General features: G+C 57.2%; 15 protein-coding genes. 10 read left to right on the forward strand and 5 right to left on the reverse strand.

Annotated elements, in window-relative coordinates; all coding sequences use genetic code 11:
- Window positions 1–149 precede the first annotated feature (149 nt).
- Window positions 150–1,391 (forward strand): OprD family porin, encoded by a 1,242-nt coding sequence (locus K5D32_RS08495; protein ID WP_221592566.1) that lies wholly within the window; start codon window positions 150–152, stop codon window positions 1,389–1,391.
- A gap of 167 nt (window positions 1,392–1,558) precedes the next feature.
- On the forward strand, window positions 1,559–3,442 hold the full coding sequence (locus K5D32_RS08500) for a methyl-accepting chemotaxis protein (protein ID WP_221599856.1): 1,884 nt from the start codon (window positions 1,559–1,561) through the stop codon (window positions 3,440–3,442).
- A gap of 129 nt (window positions 3,443–3,571) precedes the next feature.
- Here K5D32_RS08500 and K5D32_RS08505 read toward each other — a convergent pair whose 3' ends face one another.
- Both K5D32_RS08505 and K5D32_RS08510 read right to left on the reverse strand, forming a co-directional pair.
- Window positions 3,572–4,219: a DsbA family oxidoreductase gene (locus tag K5D32_RS08505; RefSeq protein ID WP_221576104.1), complete on the reverse strand. Its 648-nt coding sequence runs from the start codon at window positions 4,217–4,219 to the stop codon at window positions 3,572–3,574.
- Between the two features lie 46 nt (window positions 4,220–4,265).
- Complete coding sequence (locus K5D32_RS08510) at window positions 4,266–5,258, reverse strand: alpha/beta fold hydrolase (protein WP_221599858.1); 993 nt, start codon at window positions 5,256–5,258, stop codon at window positions 4,266–4,268.
- Window positions 5,259–5,542: 284 nt separating this feature from the next.
- Here K5D32_RS08510 and metR point away from each other — a divergent pair, with 284 nt between their 5' ends.
- Window positions 5,543–6,460, forward strand: coding sequence for a LysR family transcriptional regulator (gene metR, locus K5D32_RS08515; RefSeq protein WP_221576106.1), 918 nt, complete (start codon window positions 5,543–5,545; stop codon window positions 6,458–6,460).
- 65 nt (window positions 6,461–6,525) lie between these two features.
- Here metR and K5D32_RS08520 read toward each other — a convergent pair whose 3' ends face one another.
- From K5D32_RS08520 to K5D32_RS08530, 3 genes are all read right to left on the reverse strand, one after another.
- Window positions 6,526–6,933 carry an NUDIX domain-containing protein gene (locus tag K5D32_RS08520; RefSeq protein ID WP_221599860.1) on the reverse strand — a complete coding sequence of 136 codons (408 nt, stop codon included), beginning with the start codon at window positions 6,931–6,933 and terminating at the stop codon, window positions 6,526–6,528.
- Window positions 6,930–8,021 carry a D-alanine--D-alanine ligase gene (gene ddlA / locus K5D32_RS08525; protein WP_221599862.1) on the reverse strand — a complete coding sequence of 364 codons (1,092 nt, stop codon included), beginning with the start codon at window positions 8,019–8,021 and terminating at the stop codon, window positions 6,930–6,932. Before ddlA ends, K5D32_RS08520 begins: the two co-directional genes overlap by 4 nt.
- A gap of 155 nt (window positions 8,022–8,176) precedes the next feature.
- Window positions 8,177–8,455, reverse strand: a complete 279-nt coding sequence (locus K5D32_RS08530) for a type B 50S ribosomal protein L31 (protein WP_025261537.1) — start codon at window positions 8,453–8,455, stop codon at window positions 8,177–8,179.
- A gap of 322 nt (window positions 8,456–8,777) precedes the next feature.
- On the opposite strand from K5D32_RS08530, the gene K5D32_RS08535 reads away from it, so the two are divergent.
- The 7 genes from K5D32_RS08535 to K5D32_RS08565 all read left to right on the forward strand — a co-directional run bounded on the left by K5D32_RS08535 (window position 8,778) and on the right by K5D32_RS08565 (window position 17,448).
- Window positions 8,778–9,143: a hypothetical protein gene (locus tag K5D32_RS08535; protein ID WP_221576109.1), complete on the forward strand. Its 366-nt coding sequence runs from the start codon at window positions 8,778–8,780 to the stop codon at window positions 9,141–9,143.
- A gap of 468 nt (window positions 9,144–9,611) precedes the next feature.
- On the forward strand, window positions 9,612–10,358 hold the full coding sequence (locus tag K5D32_RS08540; protein ID WP_221592563.1) for an antibiotic biosynthesis monooxygenase: 747 nt from the start codon (window positions 9,612–9,614) through the stop codon (window positions 10,356–10,358).
- A 71-nt stretch (window positions 10,359–10,429) separates the two neighbouring features.
- Window positions 10,430–12,337, forward strand: a complete 1,908-nt coding sequence (locus tag K5D32_RS08545; protein WP_221599864.1) for a hypothetical protein — start codon at window positions 10,430–10,432, stop codon at window positions 12,335–12,337.
- 5 nt (window positions 12,338–12,342) lie between these two features.
- Window positions 12,343–13,383, forward strand: a complete 1,041-nt coding sequence (locus tag K5D32_RS08550) for a ferritin-like protein (protein ID WP_221599866.1) — start codon at window positions 12,343–12,345, stop codon at window positions 13,381–13,383.
- 179 nt (window positions 13,384–13,562) lie between these two features.
- Window positions 13,563–15,176 carry an FMN-binding glutamate synthase family protein gene (locus tag K5D32_RS08555; RefSeq protein WP_198725506.1) on the forward strand — a complete coding sequence of 538 codons (1,614 nt, stop codon included), beginning with the start codon at window positions 13,563–13,565 and terminating at the stop codon, window positions 15,174–15,176.
- Window positions 15,177–15,339: 163 nt separating this feature from the next.
- Window positions 15,340–16,476, forward strand: coding sequence for an OpgC domain-containing protein (locus K5D32_RS08560; protein WP_221599868.1), 1,137 nt, complete (start codon window positions 15,340–15,342; stop codon window positions 16,474–16,476).
- Window positions 16,477–16,734: 258 nt separating this feature from the next.
- A complete protein-coding gene (locus tag K5D32_RS08565) occupies window positions 16,735–17,448 on the forward strand; it encodes a hypothetical protein (protein WP_221599870.1) in 714 nt (237 codons plus the stop codon).
- The last annotated feature ends 36 nt before the right edge of the window (window positions 17,449–17,484 follow it).

Here is a 17,484-nt window from a genome sequence, read left to right on the forward strand (position 1 = left end):
TTCATAGTTTTCCTGCTGGCAAGTTACGCACAACCGGGTATTCCCCCGGTTGCGGCGTGCTGCCCGCAGGAAATGTTCCCGGCAAGTTGCAACACCCATAAAAACAAACGATATCGATTGAATCTGCCATTCCTCGGAGCATAACGAAAATGTCGATCAATAAGACTTTTGCACTCGTCAGTACATGCGCGCTGTTTATTCCAATGACCGCTTCGGCAGACTTCATTGCCGATAGCAAGGCCAGTGTCGACCTGCGCAACTTCTACTTCAACCGTGACTTTCGCAACGGGCCACCCACCGCCCAGCGCGACTCGGCTCAGGAATGGGCGCAAGGTGCGATGCTCAGGTTCGAGTCGGGTTACACCGCCGGAACCGTAGGCCTGGGCATCGATGCCCTCGGCATGGTCGGCCTCAAGCTGGATGGCGGTGATGGCTCCGGTGGTACGGGTTTGCTGCCTGCCGACCTGAGTTCAAGAAACGGCCGAGGCTCCCAGAACGAATACTCCAAACTGGAACTGACGGCCAAGGCCAAGGTGTCCGAAACCGTGCTCAAGGTCGGCTCCCTGGCCTTCCGCTCTCCGGTGGTGTCGAGCAATGACACACGCCTGCTGCCCTCCACGTTCGAGGGTGCGATGCTGACCTCGAAGGATATCGACAAGCTGGTCTTGCAAGGCGGCAAGCTGGAGCAGATCAAGTTCAACAGCTCCTCGAACTATCAGGACTTCACCGGTAACCGCATCGGTGGCGTCAGTGATGAGTTCAACTTTGCCGGCGGCACCTACAACTTCAGCAAGACCCTCAGCACCAGCCTGTATTACGGCAATCTGGAAAACGTCTATCGGCAGTTCTTTGGTGGCGTGGTCTACGAGATTCCGCTGGCGGCTCAGCAGTCGCTGAAGTTCGACCTGCGCTATTCCAAAAGCACCGAGGACGGTAACTTCCGCAACCTCGACAATCGCGCCGCCAACGGCATGGTTTCCTACACCCTGGGCTCCAACGTGTTCAGCGCCGCCTACCAGCGCATGAGCGGCGATGATCCGTTCCCCTACATCGCCAATACCGACCCTTACCTGGTCAACTTCGTGCAGATCAACGACTTCGCCAACACCGAAGAACGTTCGTGGCAGTTGCGCTATGACTACAACTTCGCCGCGCTGGGCATTCCCGGCCTGACCTTCATGAGCCGTTATGTCAGTGGTGACAATGTGCGCGTGTCGGGCAGTAACTCGGGCAAGGAATGGGAGCGTAATACCGATATCGGTTATGTCATTCAGAGTGGTTCGCTGAAGAATGTGGGTATCAAACTGCGCAATGCAACCGTTCGCTCGAACTTCGGCAATGACCTGGATGAAACCCGGTTGATTCTAAGTTACACAGTCGCCTTGTGGTAACACCAATAAGCTTCAAAGACTTTTAGCTGTAGAGCCTGTTACTTAACTGGAAAAACTTCACATGTAGGCCTCTACACGTGCGGGACTCGTGCGCCCGGAAGTTATCGATAGCAGGGATGCTTTAAACCGAACTGTTGTGCAACCGATCCATACGCAGAGAAACAGCGATGAGACATCTCAGGTTCAACCAGAAGATATTACTGATCGCCGCGCTGGTGATCATGACGGTGTTTTGCGCGTTCTCCGCGCTGAATGACGCTCGCTTGCGTGACGACAACCTACAGAGAATCGAACAGAACACCCGTGCACTCTCGGCCTCCATGGCCCATGACATTCAGAGCTGGCTGGACGGGCGGATGATTCTGATCAAGAACGTTGCCGAGTTCATCAGCCAGGATCCGACGTCCGAAAACATCCTTGGCAAGTTGCAGGGTCAGGTATTGATGGAGCAGTTCATTGCCGGTTACGTCGGCACCCGCGACGGCAGCTTCCATATCTATCCCCCACGCCAGATGCCTGCCGGATACGACAGCCGGGAACGGCAGTGGTACAAGGACGCCCTCGATCAAGGCACAGCGATGACCGAACCCTACGTCGGCGCAGGTATCGATTACCGGATCATCACTCAGGCGGTTGCCATCCGTTCTGGCGGGCAAACCATTGGGGTTCTGGGTGCCAGCCTGAACATCGAGACGATCTCCAGGACCATCAACGCGCAGGAGTTCGATGGTGGCGGTTACGCCTTGCTGGTGAGCAAGGCCGGCAAGATTCTGGTTCACCCGGACAAGGCGCTGATCGGCAAGACCCTGGCTGATCTGTTTCCCACCGAGACGCCGACCCTGAGCGACAGACTGGTCGAAGCGACGTCAGTAGATGGCCCGAAATTCACGCTGTTCACTCCCGTCAAAGGCTTGCCTTCGCAGGACTGGTACATCGGCATCGTGCTGGACAAACAGGCGGCGCTGGCCAGTATCTCCGCGTTCCGTAACTCAGCGATCATTGCCACGGTCGTGGCCGGCCTGATTACCTTGCTGCTGCTCGGACTGCTGATGCGTGTGCTGATGAAACCCCTGCACCTGATCAACCATGCGATGGAAGACATTGCCTTGGGCGATGGCGACCTGACACGGCGCTTGTCGATTGTGTCCCACGATGAGTTCGGGCACCTGGCCGAAAGCTTCAATCGCTTCGGCGACCGGATTCATGCCTCCATCAGCGAAGTTTCATCCACGACCAAAGCCCTGAACGAAGCCACTCGCCGGGTTCTGTCGGCGTCCAATTCTTCGGTGGAGAAGTCGGAACATCAGTCGGGCTACACCACTACCGTTGCAGCGGCTATCGAAGAACTGGGAGCGGCCGCACAGGAAATAGCTTCAAGCGCATCGTCAGCCTCAAGGGGTGCATCCAGCGCCAGAACCCAGATCGACTGGACCAGCACGCTGGTGGAGAAAACCGTCGATACGATGAGTCAGTTACAGCAGAACATCGAAGCGACCCGCTCCCAGATCGAAGACCTCAACGCCAAAAGCGCCAATATCGGCAAGGTGCTGGAAGTCATTTCGACGATATCCGGCAAGACCAACCTGCTGGCCTTGAACGCGGCCATCGAAGCGGCCAGGGCCGGTGAGGCAGGCCGCGGTTTTGCCGTGGTGGCGGACGAAGTCCGAAGCCTGGCCCATCATACCCAGAACGCGACCGAAGAAATCCGGGCGGTGATTCAGGCGCTGCAGGACGGTGCCACCCAGGCCGCCCAGACCATGTCGCTCAGCCATGAAATGGGCAGCGAGAGCGTACGGGTAGCCACCGAGGCCGGCGCAAGTCTGTTGAGCGTGGTATCACGCATCAGCGAAATCGACGACGTGTGCCTGACGGTCGCTGCGGCAACCGAAGAACAGACCACCGCCGTCGATCAACTGACCCGGGATGTGCACGCCATCAGCCAGTTGAACCATCAGGCCACCGACAACCTGAACGCAACCCTCAAGGCCTGCGGCGAACTGGACTTTGAAGCCGGACGGCTCAGGAGTGTTGTCGATACCTTCAAGTTGTAACTTGGCAACCGGCCTGTGTAGGACCGGATTTATCCGGGAAGGCGGTATTTCTGCCGATGAAGATGCAGAGCATACAAAGGCCTCTTCCCGGCTGAAGCCGGTCCTACAGACGATGCCATCAGCGCAGTTCTACACGCTCTTGCTGATGATCTGCCGGATCGCGCCGACGAACACATCCACCGGCTGGCCGCCGGATACGGCGTATTCGTCATTGAAGACGATGGTGGGAACCGAGCTGACGCCGCGAGAGATCCAGAGTTGTTCAGCCTCGCGAACTTCAGCGGCATATTCATCGCTGGCCAGAATGGCTTCGGCACGCAGGCGGTCCAGTCCCACTTTTTGCGCCACGTTGGCCAGGGTCTGGTGGCTGGACGGGTCGCCCAGATCGGTGAAATAGTTGGCAAGCAAGGCGTGTTTCAACGCTGGCTGCTTGCCTTCCAGCTCCGCCCAGTGCAACAGGCGATGGGCGTCGAAAGTGTTGTAGATGCGCCGCTCGCCCTGGGTAAAGACAAACCCCAGCTCCGCGCCACGCGCCCGGATGTTCTCATGAATGTCGTTCATCTGCTCAGGCGTGGAGCCGTATTTCTCGGCGAGGTGTTCCTTGATGTCCTGGCCTTCGGCGACCATGTTCGGGTTCAGCTCGAAGGGCTGAAAGTGAATCTGTGCCTGCACTTCATCACCCAGCGCTTCAAGCGCCTGCTCCAGCGCACTCAAGCCGATGGCGCACCACGGGCAGGAAACATCGGAAACGAAATCGATTTTCAGGGGAGTGGTCATGGTGACGCTCGCGGTTGGCAGAAAACAGTCACCATACACGTGCCTCTTACAACTGCGCCATATGCCGCCCGTCTTCGTGCTGCGCCTTGAGATAAGGCAACACCGCCGCCAGCAACGGCGCCTTGAACGCTTCCTGAAAACGATGCGCCAGACCAGGAATCAGGCGCAACTGACTGCCCTGTATGTGAGCAGCCACATGAACGCCATGCATGACCGGCAACAGCGGATCGGCCGTGCCATGCACCACCAGCACCGGAAGGCGCAGGCGATTGAGCAGTTCTACCCGGCTGGGCTCGGCCAGAATCGCGGTGATCTGGCGCTTTACACCTTCGGGGTTGAACGCCCGGTCATAAGAAGCGGCGGCCTGTTGCAGGAGCATGGCCCGGTCGTCCTTGATCTGCGGGCTGCCCAGCGCGGCCAGCAGGTCAGCTTGCTGCTCGATGGCAATCTCGCGATTGGGCGCACCACGACGGGCCAGCAGTTGCAGCAAGGCGGCATTGGGCATCGGCAGGCCTTGAGCACCGGAACTGGTCATGATCAGGGTCAGACTTTCGATGCGTTGCGGGGCCAGGTCGGCGAGGTGCTGAGCAATCATTCCGCCCATGCTCGCGCCCAGCACATGAAACTGCTCAACGTGCAGTGCATCCATCAAGCCCAGCGCATCGTCGGCCATGTCGGTCAGGGAATACACCGCCGACACCGGCAGGCCCAGCTTGTAGCGCAGCACTTCATAAGTGAGGTTGGCATCCGCCGGTGGCTGGACCCAGGACGACAGGCCGACATCGCGGTTGTCGTAGCGAATCACCCGATAGCCTTGCTGACACAGGGCAACCACCACTTCGTCAGGCCAGTGGATCAATTGCCCGCCAAGGCCCATGACCAACAGCAAGGCAGGGTCGGATTCATTGCCGATGCTTTGATAGGCAATCCGCACTTCCTTGAGTTCGGCAATCTGTACAGGAGCACTGACATCGCATCGAGAGGCCGCAAAAGACGGCAAGCCGCACAAGAGTGCAGCCAGAAAAAGTAAAACCCGCATGAAAAACACCAAAAAACAGATCCCCAGTAGGCACCAAGTCTGATGATGTTTTTCAAAGCGCGCTGCCACAGTTGCGTGACAGTTTGATGAATCGGGATCAACGGCAGAATGGCCGCTGAAAATCCCTTACCGGCGCTCGGCGAGGATGCGTGGAAATCCAAGGTTGTGCCAAAGCCATACTACGTCCGCCATAAAAGATGGCGCTATTGTCGACAGCCAGACGATCATGAGACAAACTCATTGTTTTTTCGTTAGTCACAAATTTTATTCATGGAGCGCTGAAGGTGCTTGAAATACGCCACCTCAAAACCCTGCACGCGTTGCGCGAGGCCGACAGCCTTGTGGAGGCAGCCGAGCGCTTGCACCTGACCCAGTCCGCCCTCTCCCATCAGTTCAAGGAACTTGAAGAGCGCATGGGCATGCAACTGTTCGTGCGCAAGACCAAACCGGTGCGCTTTACCAGCGCCGGGCTGCGCCTGTTGCAACTGGCCGATTCATTGTTGCCCCAATTGCGCAGCGCCGAACGCGACATTGCGCGACTGGCGGGCGGTACGGCCGGGCGTCTGCACATGGCTATCGAATGCCATAGCTGCTTTCAGTGGCTGATGCCGACCATCGACCAGTTCCGTGACTCCTGGCCGGAAGTGGAGCTGGATCTGTCCTCGGGCTTCTCTTTCGCACCTTTGCCAGCTCTGGCCAGAGGCGATCTGGATCTGGTGGTCACGTCGGACCCGCTGGATATTCCCGGCATCACCTATGTGCCGCTGTTCACGTACGAAGCGATGCTTGCCGTGGCCAATCAGCATGCGCTGGCGGGCAAGCCTTACATCGTGCCGGAAGACCTGGTGACCGAAACGCTGATTACTTATCCGGTGGAGCGGGATCGACTGGATATCTTCACGCGCTTTCTGGAGCCGGCCGACATTGAACCGGCGCAAGTCCGCACCTCGGAACTGACGGTCATGATGATGCAACTGGTGGCCAGCGGACGCGGCGTATGCGGCATGCCGCACTGGGCACTGCACGAGTACAGCTCGCGCGGCTATGTAAAGGCCAAGCGGCTGGGGGAAAAGGGCCTGTTCGCGACGCTTTATGCAGGTATTCGCGCCGACATGCTGGATGCGCCTTACATGCGCGACTTCCTGCTGACTGCGAAAGACACATCGTTCTCGACCCTGGACGGGGTGAGTGCAGTGCGTTGAATGAAAGCAGGAGCGGATTTATTCGCGAAGGCCGATCTTCGCGACTGAAGTCGCTCCTGCTGTGATCAGGCTTCTTCGCGCATCTCGCGATACAGCGGCAGGATCAGGTCGCGGGTCAAAGGAGCCAGCACCAGTTCCGGGTGTTGCTCTGGCCCGACCCAGATGATTTCCTCGATCTCGGCTCCTGATACGACCTGCGCCTCAGTGCGTACGCCGAACAACTGGCAGTGCACTTCAAAGCCCGGCTCGTTGGCCGCCGGTGCGCTGAACTCGCCGAGGAAAATGGCCTGCTGGGGATCAATCACCAGACCCAACTCTTCTTCCAGTTCCCGAACCAGCGCATTCACCGCTGGCTCACCCGCTTCAATCTTGCCGCCTGGCTGCATGAAGGCCTCGGTGCCGCGCTTGCGTACCAGCAAGGTCTGGCCATCCGGTGCAACCAGCAAGGCAGCGGCAATACTGATGGTCTTCATGCAAAGATATCCGTCTTCAGCAAACGAGCTTCATCATCACGCTCCAGTGCCAGTACGATCAAGCGATCGATCAGCCCGGCGTAAGACAGACCGCTGGCCTGCCAGAGCTTGGGGTACATGCTGATGGAGGTGAAACCGGGGATCGTGTTGATTTCGTTGATGATGATCTCCCGCGCCTCGGTGACAAAGAAGTCGACACGCGCCAGACCGGCACAGCCCAGAACACGGTAGGCCCGCAAGGCAACCTCACGCACCTGCTCGCTGAGTTCAGGAGCAAGTTCAGCGGGGATGGCAATAAGCGCCTGATCGCCATTGAGGTATTTGGTGTCGTAGGCGTAGAACTCGTCGTTGGCAATCACTTCGCCGCAGACGCTGACCTGCGGCTCGCGGTTGCCCAGCACTGCACATTCCACTTCACGACCGACAATGCCCTGCTCGATGAGCACCTTGTGGTCGAACTCGAAGGCCAACGCCAGAGCCGCGTCGAAACCGGCTGCGTCGGTCACTTTGCTGACGCCCACCGAAGAACCCTGGCTCGCCGGTTTGACGAACATGGGCAGCCCCAGTTGCCCGGCCACGTCGCTGAACTGCGCCGTCTGGCCACGCATCAGCACCACGAACGGCGCGACGCTGATGCCCGCATCGCGCAGCAGGCGTTTGGTCACGTCTTTATCCATGCAGGCCGCAGAGCCCAGCACATCCGGCCCTACAAACGGAATCGCCAGCAGGCGCAGCAGGCCTTGCAGGGAACCGTCTTCGCCATAGGCACCGTGAATCAGCGGGAACACGACGTCGATACGCTTGAGTTGCTCGCCCGATTCGACCTCGACGAACTGCCCACCCGCGCTGCCTGGCAGCAGGGCCAGCAGTTTGCCTGAAGTGCTCAACCTGATCTTTGCAGGGTCGCTGGCATTGAGCAGGTAATCGCTTTCCTCGAACCGCAGCCAACGGCCCAGCTTGTCGATACCGATCAAGGTCAGCTCGTAGCTTTGGCGATCAATCGCATTGATCACGTTGCGTGCCGACTGCAACGAAACCTCATGCTCGCTGGATTGCCCACCGAAAACGATGGCGACTGATTTTTTCAACGCGGTTACTCCTGTTTTTCAGGCCGCGAAGATAAAAGCAATGCCCGGCATTAGTCCAGAGGCTCAGTGGTCGCATGTCTGAAAAGCAGGCAAAAAAATCCCCGGTCCGGGCAATCCTGCACAGATCGCCCAAAATCGGGGAACGGGGCACCGCATCAAGCGGACGGAGTGCCCGCCTTGCTGCCGGAGCCAAAACCTGCGAAACGCTTGTTGAAGCCTGCGATACGGCCTTCGGTGGTGGTCTTGCGTTGCTGGCCGGTGTACATCGGGTGCGAGGCACTGGATACGTCGAGTGCCACGTAAGGATAGGTATTGCCGTCGGTATGCTGTTGCGTGCGATCGGTATCGACCGTGGAACCGATCAGGAAATACACGTCGGCAGCCGTGTCGTGGAACAGCACGGTGCGGTAAGCAGGATGGATGTCAGGTTTCATGAGGGCCTCCGGGCAAGTCATTTCAGTACCGTTATACCATAACACAATGCTTTCCATTAATGATAATCAGTGCCGTTTGCCGGTTCACCCCTGAACTTGATCGGGCTGGCGCTTGGAGCTATGGTTCGCCCCGCCTCTGCCAAATCAGCGGCCCGGGATGGTTCTCCCGGCTTACTGGTAGCCAGGACAGCACGCCCGCCAGCACGGCATCCAGTCAAGGGCGAGCCGTGGGCACGCCAGCGCCTACTACTCACAGCCGCACGGATCCGTCCACCGATCGGTTCTGGACTGCGGATGAAATAACACGTCAGTAGGATTTCTCATGCCTGATATCACCCACTATGACCTTCCTCATTCGGCTTACGAGCGCCTGATCGAAGCCCGCGACTCGCTGCGCCTGCTCGATGGCTACGTCAACAAGACCGATGTGCTCTGCAACCCTTCGATGCTGGTGGGTTATGTCTCGATGCTGCAAAGCGCCTTGCAGGAAGTGATTGCTGCCAGCACTCCTGCAGAGCCACGCGACAGCTTCATGCGCAAGGCCGACGAGCTGGGCTTCGTTGCGCTGAACCCCAAAGAGCAGGCATTGATCCAGCATCTTCGCTGGACCAGTCTGGAAGGACGTGAAGATATCTATTCAATGGCCGAACGGCTGCGACATATAAAACCGTGGGTATTGGAGAGTTGAGGCTGAACTCACAACTTGATGTTTATCAAGCTGTTGAATGGCAAACAGCAACCTCATCATGAAGCACGATATAAAAACTGGCGTGCTGCCATAAAACCCTGTTGAAAATGAGAAACATTCTCCAGTTTTTTTAATCATGATGTTTATATCGAAAAGATCCGTTCGATAAATATATTTTTCATCATCCGTGTGGCATTAATCACGAAGTCATCTACTTTCAAACTGCCTTTCCAGGCCGCATGCATTGGAAGTTTTCCATAGACAGCACAAGTGCTTGGCATTTTGCCTTTATTGCAGTGAGCACTCTTTGATCTTGCAATGATCCGTGGACTACACGTCCGGGTTTCTGCCGGCCTGTGATCGGGCTGGCTTCTCGTAAAACCGTACGCAGCCGTCACGATATCGGGAGAGTGAAGTGCGCTGTATCGCCGTGTCTGCACAGCACCTGTTTATATTCAAGGAGGAAGTATGCCGATCAGCCTGACTTCACAGTGGTTCATCCAGCCGGGCCAGGAAATAGAAGCGCGCCAGGGATTGATGCAACTTGCCCTCGACGTACAAGCCAGCGAGCCCGGCACCCTCACCTATCTGGTAAACACCCCCTTCGGTGCCGATGCCCGGCTGCAATCGCTACCGCCACCTGATCCATTGCTCGTGTTGTTCTTCGAGACGTATGCAAGCCCCGATGCGTTTCTCGCCCATGTGAACGGGCCGCTCTTCACCGACTTCGTGGCGCAGTATGGCCATTGCTTCGTGTCGTCGAACGGCAAGCCCTATACCACCGTGCAGTTTCTCGACAAGTTGGCCGGTTTTTCCGGGCGCAACGTTCAAGAGGCAGAAGAGGTCGGTAATCGGCATCCGGTAGTCATGTTTGAAATCATCGCCAAAGACTCGACAGCCGCCAGGGCTTTCTATCAGCAAGTGTTCGGCTGGCAGTATCAGACCGGGACGGGCGGTTTTTCTTACATCCACTTTCCGGCCGGTATTCCGCCGCTGCTTGGCGGCATCGGTCAGGCTGACTCTGCCATTCCCGGTTTCGAGCCCGGACACAACTTCTATCTGCTGGTCGATGCGCTGGAGCCGGTGCTTGAAGCCGCTTTGGCAGCAGGCGGATCAGCGCTCATGCCGCCAGCCGCCATCGATGGCTACCGCTTCGCGATGTTCAAGGACCCGGAAGGCAATCCGGTCGGCCTCATCGAGCCCTTCAACACCTGAACACGCTTTTTGGCAGGACGCAGTACGGACACACCCTTTCGCAACATGGACGCAACAAGGAGGTATTCGACGTGAGTTATCTGAACTCCCTCAGGCTTCACTTTGCCGGGCAATTCCAGGCGAATGTGTCGACGGTAAACAACGACGCTGGGCACTATGACAATGATGCGTTCAAATCCAGCTATCAAGAGCTGCAAGGCAAGGGTATACACCAAGCTAACGGGTGGTTCAATCCTCAAGGAGATGCTGCTTTTCGCCTGCTGGGTTGCACCATCAATTCAGCCTGGACCTCGGCTGGCGCAGTGACTCAGTCCGATCCAGTACTACGCTACATCATTGCCGACTCCAACGGCCGTGTGCCAGCCAAGATGGTCGATCTCGACCCCGAACAGCAATTGGTGTCGGAAATATGGGGGCTGGAGGTGCGGATCGCGGACCTCAATGGCGACACACTTTTTAGCGGGCAATTCCTGCCTGCTGCCTTCATCGATATATGGGATCGCGCAACCGGTTCGGGCTCGGGAGACATCGGTGCAGGCGCGATGTATCAATCGGTATTGCAGAATCTGCAATGGGGCGATGTTTCTCACTCTGCATTTCTGAGCCAGTTGAAACAGGCCGCCCAAGCTACAGGACAGCTGTCAATCAAGTTCAATGTTGACGGCCTGAACATGGACAATACATCGCCGAACTTCATGTGCGGTCGAATCGTAGGCACTATAGGGCCTTACCTGACAGAGGAGCCTCGACATCTGGTGCTTGGCCGCCACTTCATGGCAGCGGCCTCACCTAAGGGAAACTTCTTCACCCCGATTGGCGGCATCAACTTCTTCCCGGCTGTCATCGACACAGGATCGAGTTGCATTTACCTCGATCTGGGTAATGCGCTCTCCACAACAGCTCCGGGAGCAGGCCTAAATGACCTCGGGGATCTGCAGCTCGGCGCTTATGAACCGCTTCTGACGCCGACACAGCCGAAGGGCACCATCATTGCTCTGGGCACCGTTGCGTCTCAAGGAAGTGATGGCTATTCGAGTAATCCCGACTGGTATGCAAAGACCGCAGGCATCGTGGTGCTGCCTCTGTCGGCGCAGCAACTTCAGGTTGCCCAGACCAGTGTGCTGGTCCTGTCAGGCAATAAGGGCATCCTCATCAACGAATGGGCCAATGCAGCCTTCGTACGCGCCGACAAATTTGTCTATCGTCTGAGCCCAGACGAGAAAGTCGACATCCCGGTCTACGCAACGCAGTATGGCCAACCGCTGGCCGGGATTTCGGTGTCCTTCACTCGTGACAGCTCTCAGCTACAAGCATCACCCGACCCAATACTTGTCATGACGCCCCCGCCGGTAGGGCAACCAGAAAGCGCGCTGCACTTCGCCGACACAGCAGTAACCGACGTCAACGGCAAAGCCGTGCTGTCACTCAGCGTAAGCGATCCGGGCATCCCTCGCGGCTTCAAAAACAGCAACTCTTCAATCGACGGTCAGGTCTACGGCATCCGCCCGGCCTTCACAGAAGTTGGCATGAATGCAGGCCCCATCAACCAATGGGATTTCATCAGCGTTCTGCTCTGGAGCGGCTACACCGTTCCTGCTGCACCGACCTGGGACGATATCCAGCCGATCTTCCAGCAATACGCCAACCTATACCCGGTGATGCTGCGCTTTCTGAACATGGCGGATTTCGACTCGGTGGTGAAAACCTCCGGGTTACTGACGCTTGCTTTCAGCCTGGATATCCACGATGCCAACTCGATGCCGGTGACGCGAGATCTGTCTCCCGCCAAACGCCAAGCCATTCTTGCCTGGCTCAAGAATCCTTTGCCAGGCACAAAGGCAACCCCGAAAGCTGCACTCCAGACCCGTGAAGCCACTTCTTCCACGCCCCCGGAAGAAGCCGCCTTAGCAAACGCCGCCCGAGGTGGCAAAGCCGCAGCGGCTGCTCGTCGTCTGATCAACCAAACCCAAAGGGGGTAATGCCCATGATCCGTCTTCAACTTTCGACCATTGCGGGCCTGCAAGGCCCGACCGTAACGGTACAAGCGGTGCTTGAAGCGCTTCAACAGGCTGTCGAGCTGGAGCACTCCACGATCCCGCCTTACCTCTATGCGCTCTATTCGCTCGATGCCACCAAGAACCCGGAAATCGCCGCCATCATTTCCTCGGTGGTCGTCGAAGAAATGCTGCACATGACCTTGGCAAGCAATGTGATGAACGCCCTCGGCGGCTCGCCAGTCATCGACTCACCGGGATTTATTCCTAAATACCCGGGCCCGTTGCCCGGTGGCGTGCAATCGGACCTGACCGTGCATCTGGCTCCGTTCTCGCAGAAACAACTGGAGACTTTCCTGCAGATCGAAGAGCCTGAACACGCCCTCGACTTCAAGCTGCTCGCCGCGCAAAAAGACCTCACCATCGGGCAGTTCTATACCGCCATCATCCAAGCCATAGAACAGCTCGGCGACGGTGCCTTTCTCAATCCGTCACCCAATCAGGTCGGCCCTGATCTGATGCGCGAGTCGGTGGTGGTCAGCAATGTCGCCACGGCCAGACAAGCCATTAAGACCATCATCGACCAGGGCGAAGGTACTTCGCTTTCCCCTCTCGAAGTCGTAGGCCCTGGCTACGCGCACTACTATCGTTTCATGCAGATCAAGAAAGGCAAGCGACTGATTGCAACACCCGATGGCGGCCCGACGCCTGAGGATAAATATGCCTATGCCGGTGACCCGATAACGCTCGACCACACAGGCGTCTACCCTGTTAAAACCGACCCGGGCCCTTATGATCCGGGCACGGTACAATCCTTTGCCAACGACAATTTCAACTACACCTACACCAGCCTGCTCCAGTCGTTGCATGCCCTGTTCAACGGCGATTCGAGTCAGAACCGGATGAATACGGCGATGGGCCTGATGATGTCGCTCAAGGGCCAGGCCAAGGCGATGATGTCCGGCATACCTGATCCAAAAACCTTCACCGGGCCGACGTTCCAGTACCAGCCAACCAACCCCGCCAACTGACAATAGCCTCGATCAAGGGCGAAGAACCGCACGATAGCGGCCTTCGCCCTTATTCATTTATCCCCCGCCTGCTACATTTCTCATGCAACGGCTCATGAGCCGACCACCGATGTATGCAGTCCTGCGGCAAAAAGACGGGGCGCATGTGTAGAAAACCGTTATCAGCCCAAGGATGTCATATGAGCCTATCGCTACTCAGTCGTTATGCAGTCTTCGTTGGTTGCGTGCTGTTTACCCTGCTCAGCCTGCCGTTCTGGCATCACGAGTGGCTTTGGCCATTTACCTTGCTGACCGCGGTCCTGAGTGTGGTCGGTATCATCGACTTGCTGCAGTCCCCGCATTCGGTACGTCGCAACTACCCGATTCTGGGCAATATCCGTTACGCCGTGGAGGCCATCCGCCCGGAGATTCGCCAGTATCTGCTGGAGTCCGACAGCGACGCCCTGCCCTTCTCCCGCGCCCAGCGCTCGCTGGTGTATTCACGGGCCAAGAACGAAACCGCCGACAGGCCGTTCGGTACGCTGATCGATGTCTATGAAACCGGCTTCGAGTTCATCGGCCACTCCATGCGCCCTGCACCTTTGAGCGACCCGAATTCGTTCCGCGTGCAGATCGGCGGCCCGCAATGCACACAGCCGTATTCGGCCTCGATCTTCAATATTTCGGCGATGAGCTTTGGCTCCCTCAGCGCCAATGCCATCCGGGCATTGAATCAGGGCGCCAAGCTGGGCAACTTCGCCCATGACACTGGTGAAGGCAGTATCAGCCCGTATCACCGGGAACATGGCGGCGACCTGACCTGGGAGCTGGGCAGCGGTTACTTCGGCTGCCGTGGCGCAGACGGCCGCTTCGATCCAGAACGCTTCGCCGCTCAAGCACGTGACCCGCAGGTGCGCATGATTGAAATCAAGATGAGCCAGGGCGCCAAACCGGGCCATGGCGGTATTCTGCCCAAGCACAAGGTCACCCAGGAAATCGCCGATACCCGCGGCATTCCCATGGGCGAAGACTGCATCTCGCCGTCCCGGCACAGTGCATTCTCGACACCTTGTGAATTGATGCAGTTCATCGCTCAACTGCGCGAGTTGTCTGGCGGCAAGCCGATAGGCTTCAAATTCTGCCTGGGCCATCCGTGGGAATTCATGGGGATCGCCAAGGCCATGCTGGAAACCGGTATCTATCCCGACTTCATCGTTATCGACGGTGCTGAAGGGGGTACCGGTGCGGCGCCTGTCGAGTTCACCGACCACATAGGCTCACCAATGCGTGAAGGCCTGCTTTTCGTACACAACACACTGGTGGGTCTGAACCTGCGGGACAAGATCAGGCTCGGCGCCAGCGGCAAGATCGTCAGTGCGTTCGATATCGCCAGCGTACTGGCCATCGGCGCCGACTGGGCCAACTCGGCGCGGGGGTTCATGTTCGCCATCGGCTGTATCCAGTCGCAAAGCTGCCACACCAATAAATGCCCGACCGGCGTTGCAACACAGGACACCTTGCGACAACGAGCCCTGGTCGTGCCGGACAAGGCCCAGCGGGTCTTCAACTTTCACCGCAACACCCTCAAGGCCCTGGCCGAGATGCTCGCGGCAGCCGGGCTTGACCAGCCATCGCAACTGGAACCCAAACACCTGGTACGCCGTATGTCGGCGACGGAAATCAAACTGTTCTCGCAGACGCATGTATTCCTGCAACCGGGCCAGTTGCTCAACGGCGTGCAGGACGACAGTTTCTATTCAAGGATGTGGCAAATGGCACGTTCGGACAGCTTCGAGCCTGCCGAACTCAACTGAACCGGCCACAATGGAGACATTCTGTAATAGCCCGGCTTTTGCATTTCTCGTTGATTAACGCCACCCTGCCGCGCCGCCGACCGACTACTGACTGGCGGTGCGGAACCTCAACCCTCTGCGGTTGATCCTTAATCAATCGACAAACTTTCAAGAGCCCACCGTTATGACTAACGGACGCGATTATCGAATCGACTTCTTTCGAGGTTTGGCGCTGATCTTCATTTTCTGGGATCACGTGCCCGACAACCCTTTGGCGCAACTGACCTTGCGCAATTTCGGCTTCAGCGATGCCGCAGAGGTATTCGTCTTCCTGGCTGGCTACGCCGCAATCCTGGCCTACGGACGCATCGCCCGGCGCGACGGCATGATGGTGGCCTGTGTGCGTATCCTGCGCCGCACATGGGTCTTGTATGTGGTGCATATCTTCCTGCTGACGCTGTTGATGGGCATCGTGTTCGTGGCCAACAACCATGTCGAAACCCGCGATATGGTCCAGCAGATGGGCCTCGAATACTTTGTCGGCAATCCGCAACAGGCGCTGGCCGACGAATTGCTGCTGCGCTTCAAACCCAATCTGACCGACCCGCTGCCCCTCTACATCCTGCTGTTACTGGCGCTGCCGCTGATCCTGCCGTTGATGCTGCGCAAGGTTGAAGTGGCGGTGGGCCTGTCCATTGCGCTGTACATGATGGTGCCGCTGTTTGGCTGGAACCTGCGCGCTTACGAAGGTGGCGGGGTCTGGTATTTCAATCCGGTGGCCTGGCAACTGCTGTTCGTACTGGGCGGTGCCTGCGCATTGCAAACCACGAAACCGGCCATCGCCAGGGTCGAACAACGCCCATTGCACCAACAGCCACTGTTTCTGCTGAGCGCCATGTATGTGGTGATTGCAGGCGCGCTGACCTTCAGCGAAAAATGGCCCGGACTGCATGGCGTACTGGTTTCGACCCTCGGCCTGGAAGTCTTGTACCCCATCAGCAAGACCGACCTGGAACCTGCCCGCCTCGTACACTTCCTGGCTCTGGTCTATGTAGTCGCCAAATTGCTGCCGACCCGCCACACCTGGCTCGACAACTGGCCTGCGCAACAGACCTGCCGTATGGGGCGTTACTCCCTTGAAGTCTTCTGCCTGGGCGTATTGCTTGCACCACTGGCGGATATGGCCAACGCCCTGGCAGGCGATACCTGGCCGATGCAAGTCACCACCGCGATAGTCGGACTGGGTTTGATGGTATTGATGGCCAACGGGTTGGAATTGAACAAGCGGTTGGGGAGCCCGCAGAGAGTAGTCACGGCTTGAGGCAGGTTTTAATGTAAACGGGCTGGCAAATATGGACTTTGCTAGCTCGTTTATTTGCAAGACTCCGCTGATCAAAGATGATTTGTCTCTTCAAAAAAATCGTCCTGCAAAACTGACTTAACGGGTATAAAAAAGAGAAACCTCTTACAAGCATCCTTAATGCACTTGTCTCTGGGACTATTCCTACACACTTATCAGGACAAGTTTCCTCAAAATCCGCCGCTAAACAGTCGACTGTATAAACCATGAGACTGTGCCATGAACATCAATTCGCCTTCCCCTGCCTTGCAAAACTGGCAACCCCCAGCAATTGAGCCTGCCTTAAGCGCTGTTTCTACTGACAAAATATCAAGCACACCGCCAGCAGCCATCAAGAGGGGACATGATGCCAATGAAGCGTTCTATCGACCAGAAAAGTCGCCTTGGCTACCCAAGACATCAAAAGGTGAGATTTTAGAGCCTTATAAAAACTTGTCCGACAAAACCACTGAAGACATGAGAAAAAACTATCTTGAGAAAGAGTTAAAGACCTTCACCACGTCCATGCATGCCATGTTCGACAATTTTCACGACTTCAAGCAGCAACTCTCCTTTCTGAATACGGCGCTGTCAAAGAAACACTTCGGCTTCACGCTCGGCCTGGACCAGCAGATAAAAGTGACCGACCCCGATGGCGTGCTGACACCGGCCGAACTCAGCTACCTGACGGAAAGTCTCAATGACCGCAGTGGGCTCAAGAAGAATCTGCTCACCCATGCAAAAAGCGTCATGACATTGACGGATCACTACACCGAGAAGTTCGGCAACGAGCACAAGCTCAATCTGGAGGCCTACAGCAAGGTCATTGATTACGGCCAGATATTCAGCCGCAACACCATCGGCAACTTTATGAACACCATCATCTACCAGATTGAACGCTTTGCACCCAAGCGAGAGGACAACGAAAAGCCTCTGGTCGATATCCGCGCCTGAAACAGACTGTTCGCTGCCTGAGCCATCAGGCAGCGA

This window comes from Pseudomonas cichorii, from assembly GCF_019719005.1.
GTDB lineage: Bacteria > Pseudomonadota > Gammaproteobacteria > Pseudomonadales > Pseudomonadaceae > Aquipseudomonas > Aquipseudomonas cichorii_E.

What these genes read in the sequence shown, in the direction of transcription:
- K5D32_RS08495 (WP_221592566.1), top strand. Translation starts at nt 150, where the DNA reads ATGTCGATCAATAAGACTTTTGCACTCGTCAGTACATGCGCGCTGTTT.
- K5D32_RS08500 (WP_221599856.1), top strand. Translation starts at nt 1,559, where the DNA reads ATGAGACATCTCAGGTTCAACCAGAAGATATTACTGATCGCCGCGCTG.
- K5D32_RS08505 (WP_221576104.1), bottom strand. Translation starts at nt 4,219, where the DNA reads ATGACCACTCCCCTGAAAATCGATTTCGTTTCCGATGTTTCCTGCCCG.
- K5D32_RS08510 (WP_221599858.1), bottom strand. Translation starts at nt 5,258, where the DNA reads ATGCGGGTTTTACTTTTTCTGGCTGCACTCTTGTGCGGCTTGCCGTCT.
- K5D32_RS08520 (WP_221599860.1), bottom strand. Translation starts at nt 6,933, where the DNA reads ATGAAGACCATCAGTATTGCCGCTGCCTTGCTGGTTGCACCGGATGGC.
- K5D32_RS08530 (WP_025261537.1), bottom strand. Translation starts at nt 8,455, where the DNA reads ATGAAACCTGACATCCATCCTGCTTACCGCACCGTGCTGTTCCACGAC.
- K5D32_RS08535 (WP_221576109.1), top strand. Translation starts at nt 8,778, where the DNA reads ATGCCTGATATCACCCACTATGACCTTCCTCATTCGGCTTACGAGCGC.
- K5D32_RS08540 (WP_221592563.1), top strand. Translation starts at nt 9,612, where the DNA reads ATGCCGATCAGCCTGACTTCACAGTGGTTCATCCAGCCGGGCCAGGAA.
- K5D32_RS08550 (WP_221599866.1), top strand. Translation starts at nt 12,343, where the DNA reads ATGATCCGTCTTCAACTTTCGACCATTGCGGGCCTGCAAGGCCCGACC.
- K5D32_RS08555 (WP_198725506.1), top strand. Translation starts at nt 13,563, where the DNA reads ATGAGCCTATCGCTACTCAGTCGTTATGCAGTCTTCGTTGGTTGCGTG.
- K5D32_RS08560 (WP_221599868.1), top strand. Translation starts at nt 15,340, where the DNA reads ATGACTAACGGACGCGATTATCGAATCGACTTCTTTCGAGGTTTGGCG.
- K5D32_RS08565 (WP_221599870.1), top strand. Translation starts at nt 16,735, where the DNA reads ATGAACATCAATTCGCCTTCCCCTGCCTTGCAAAACTGGCAACCCCCA.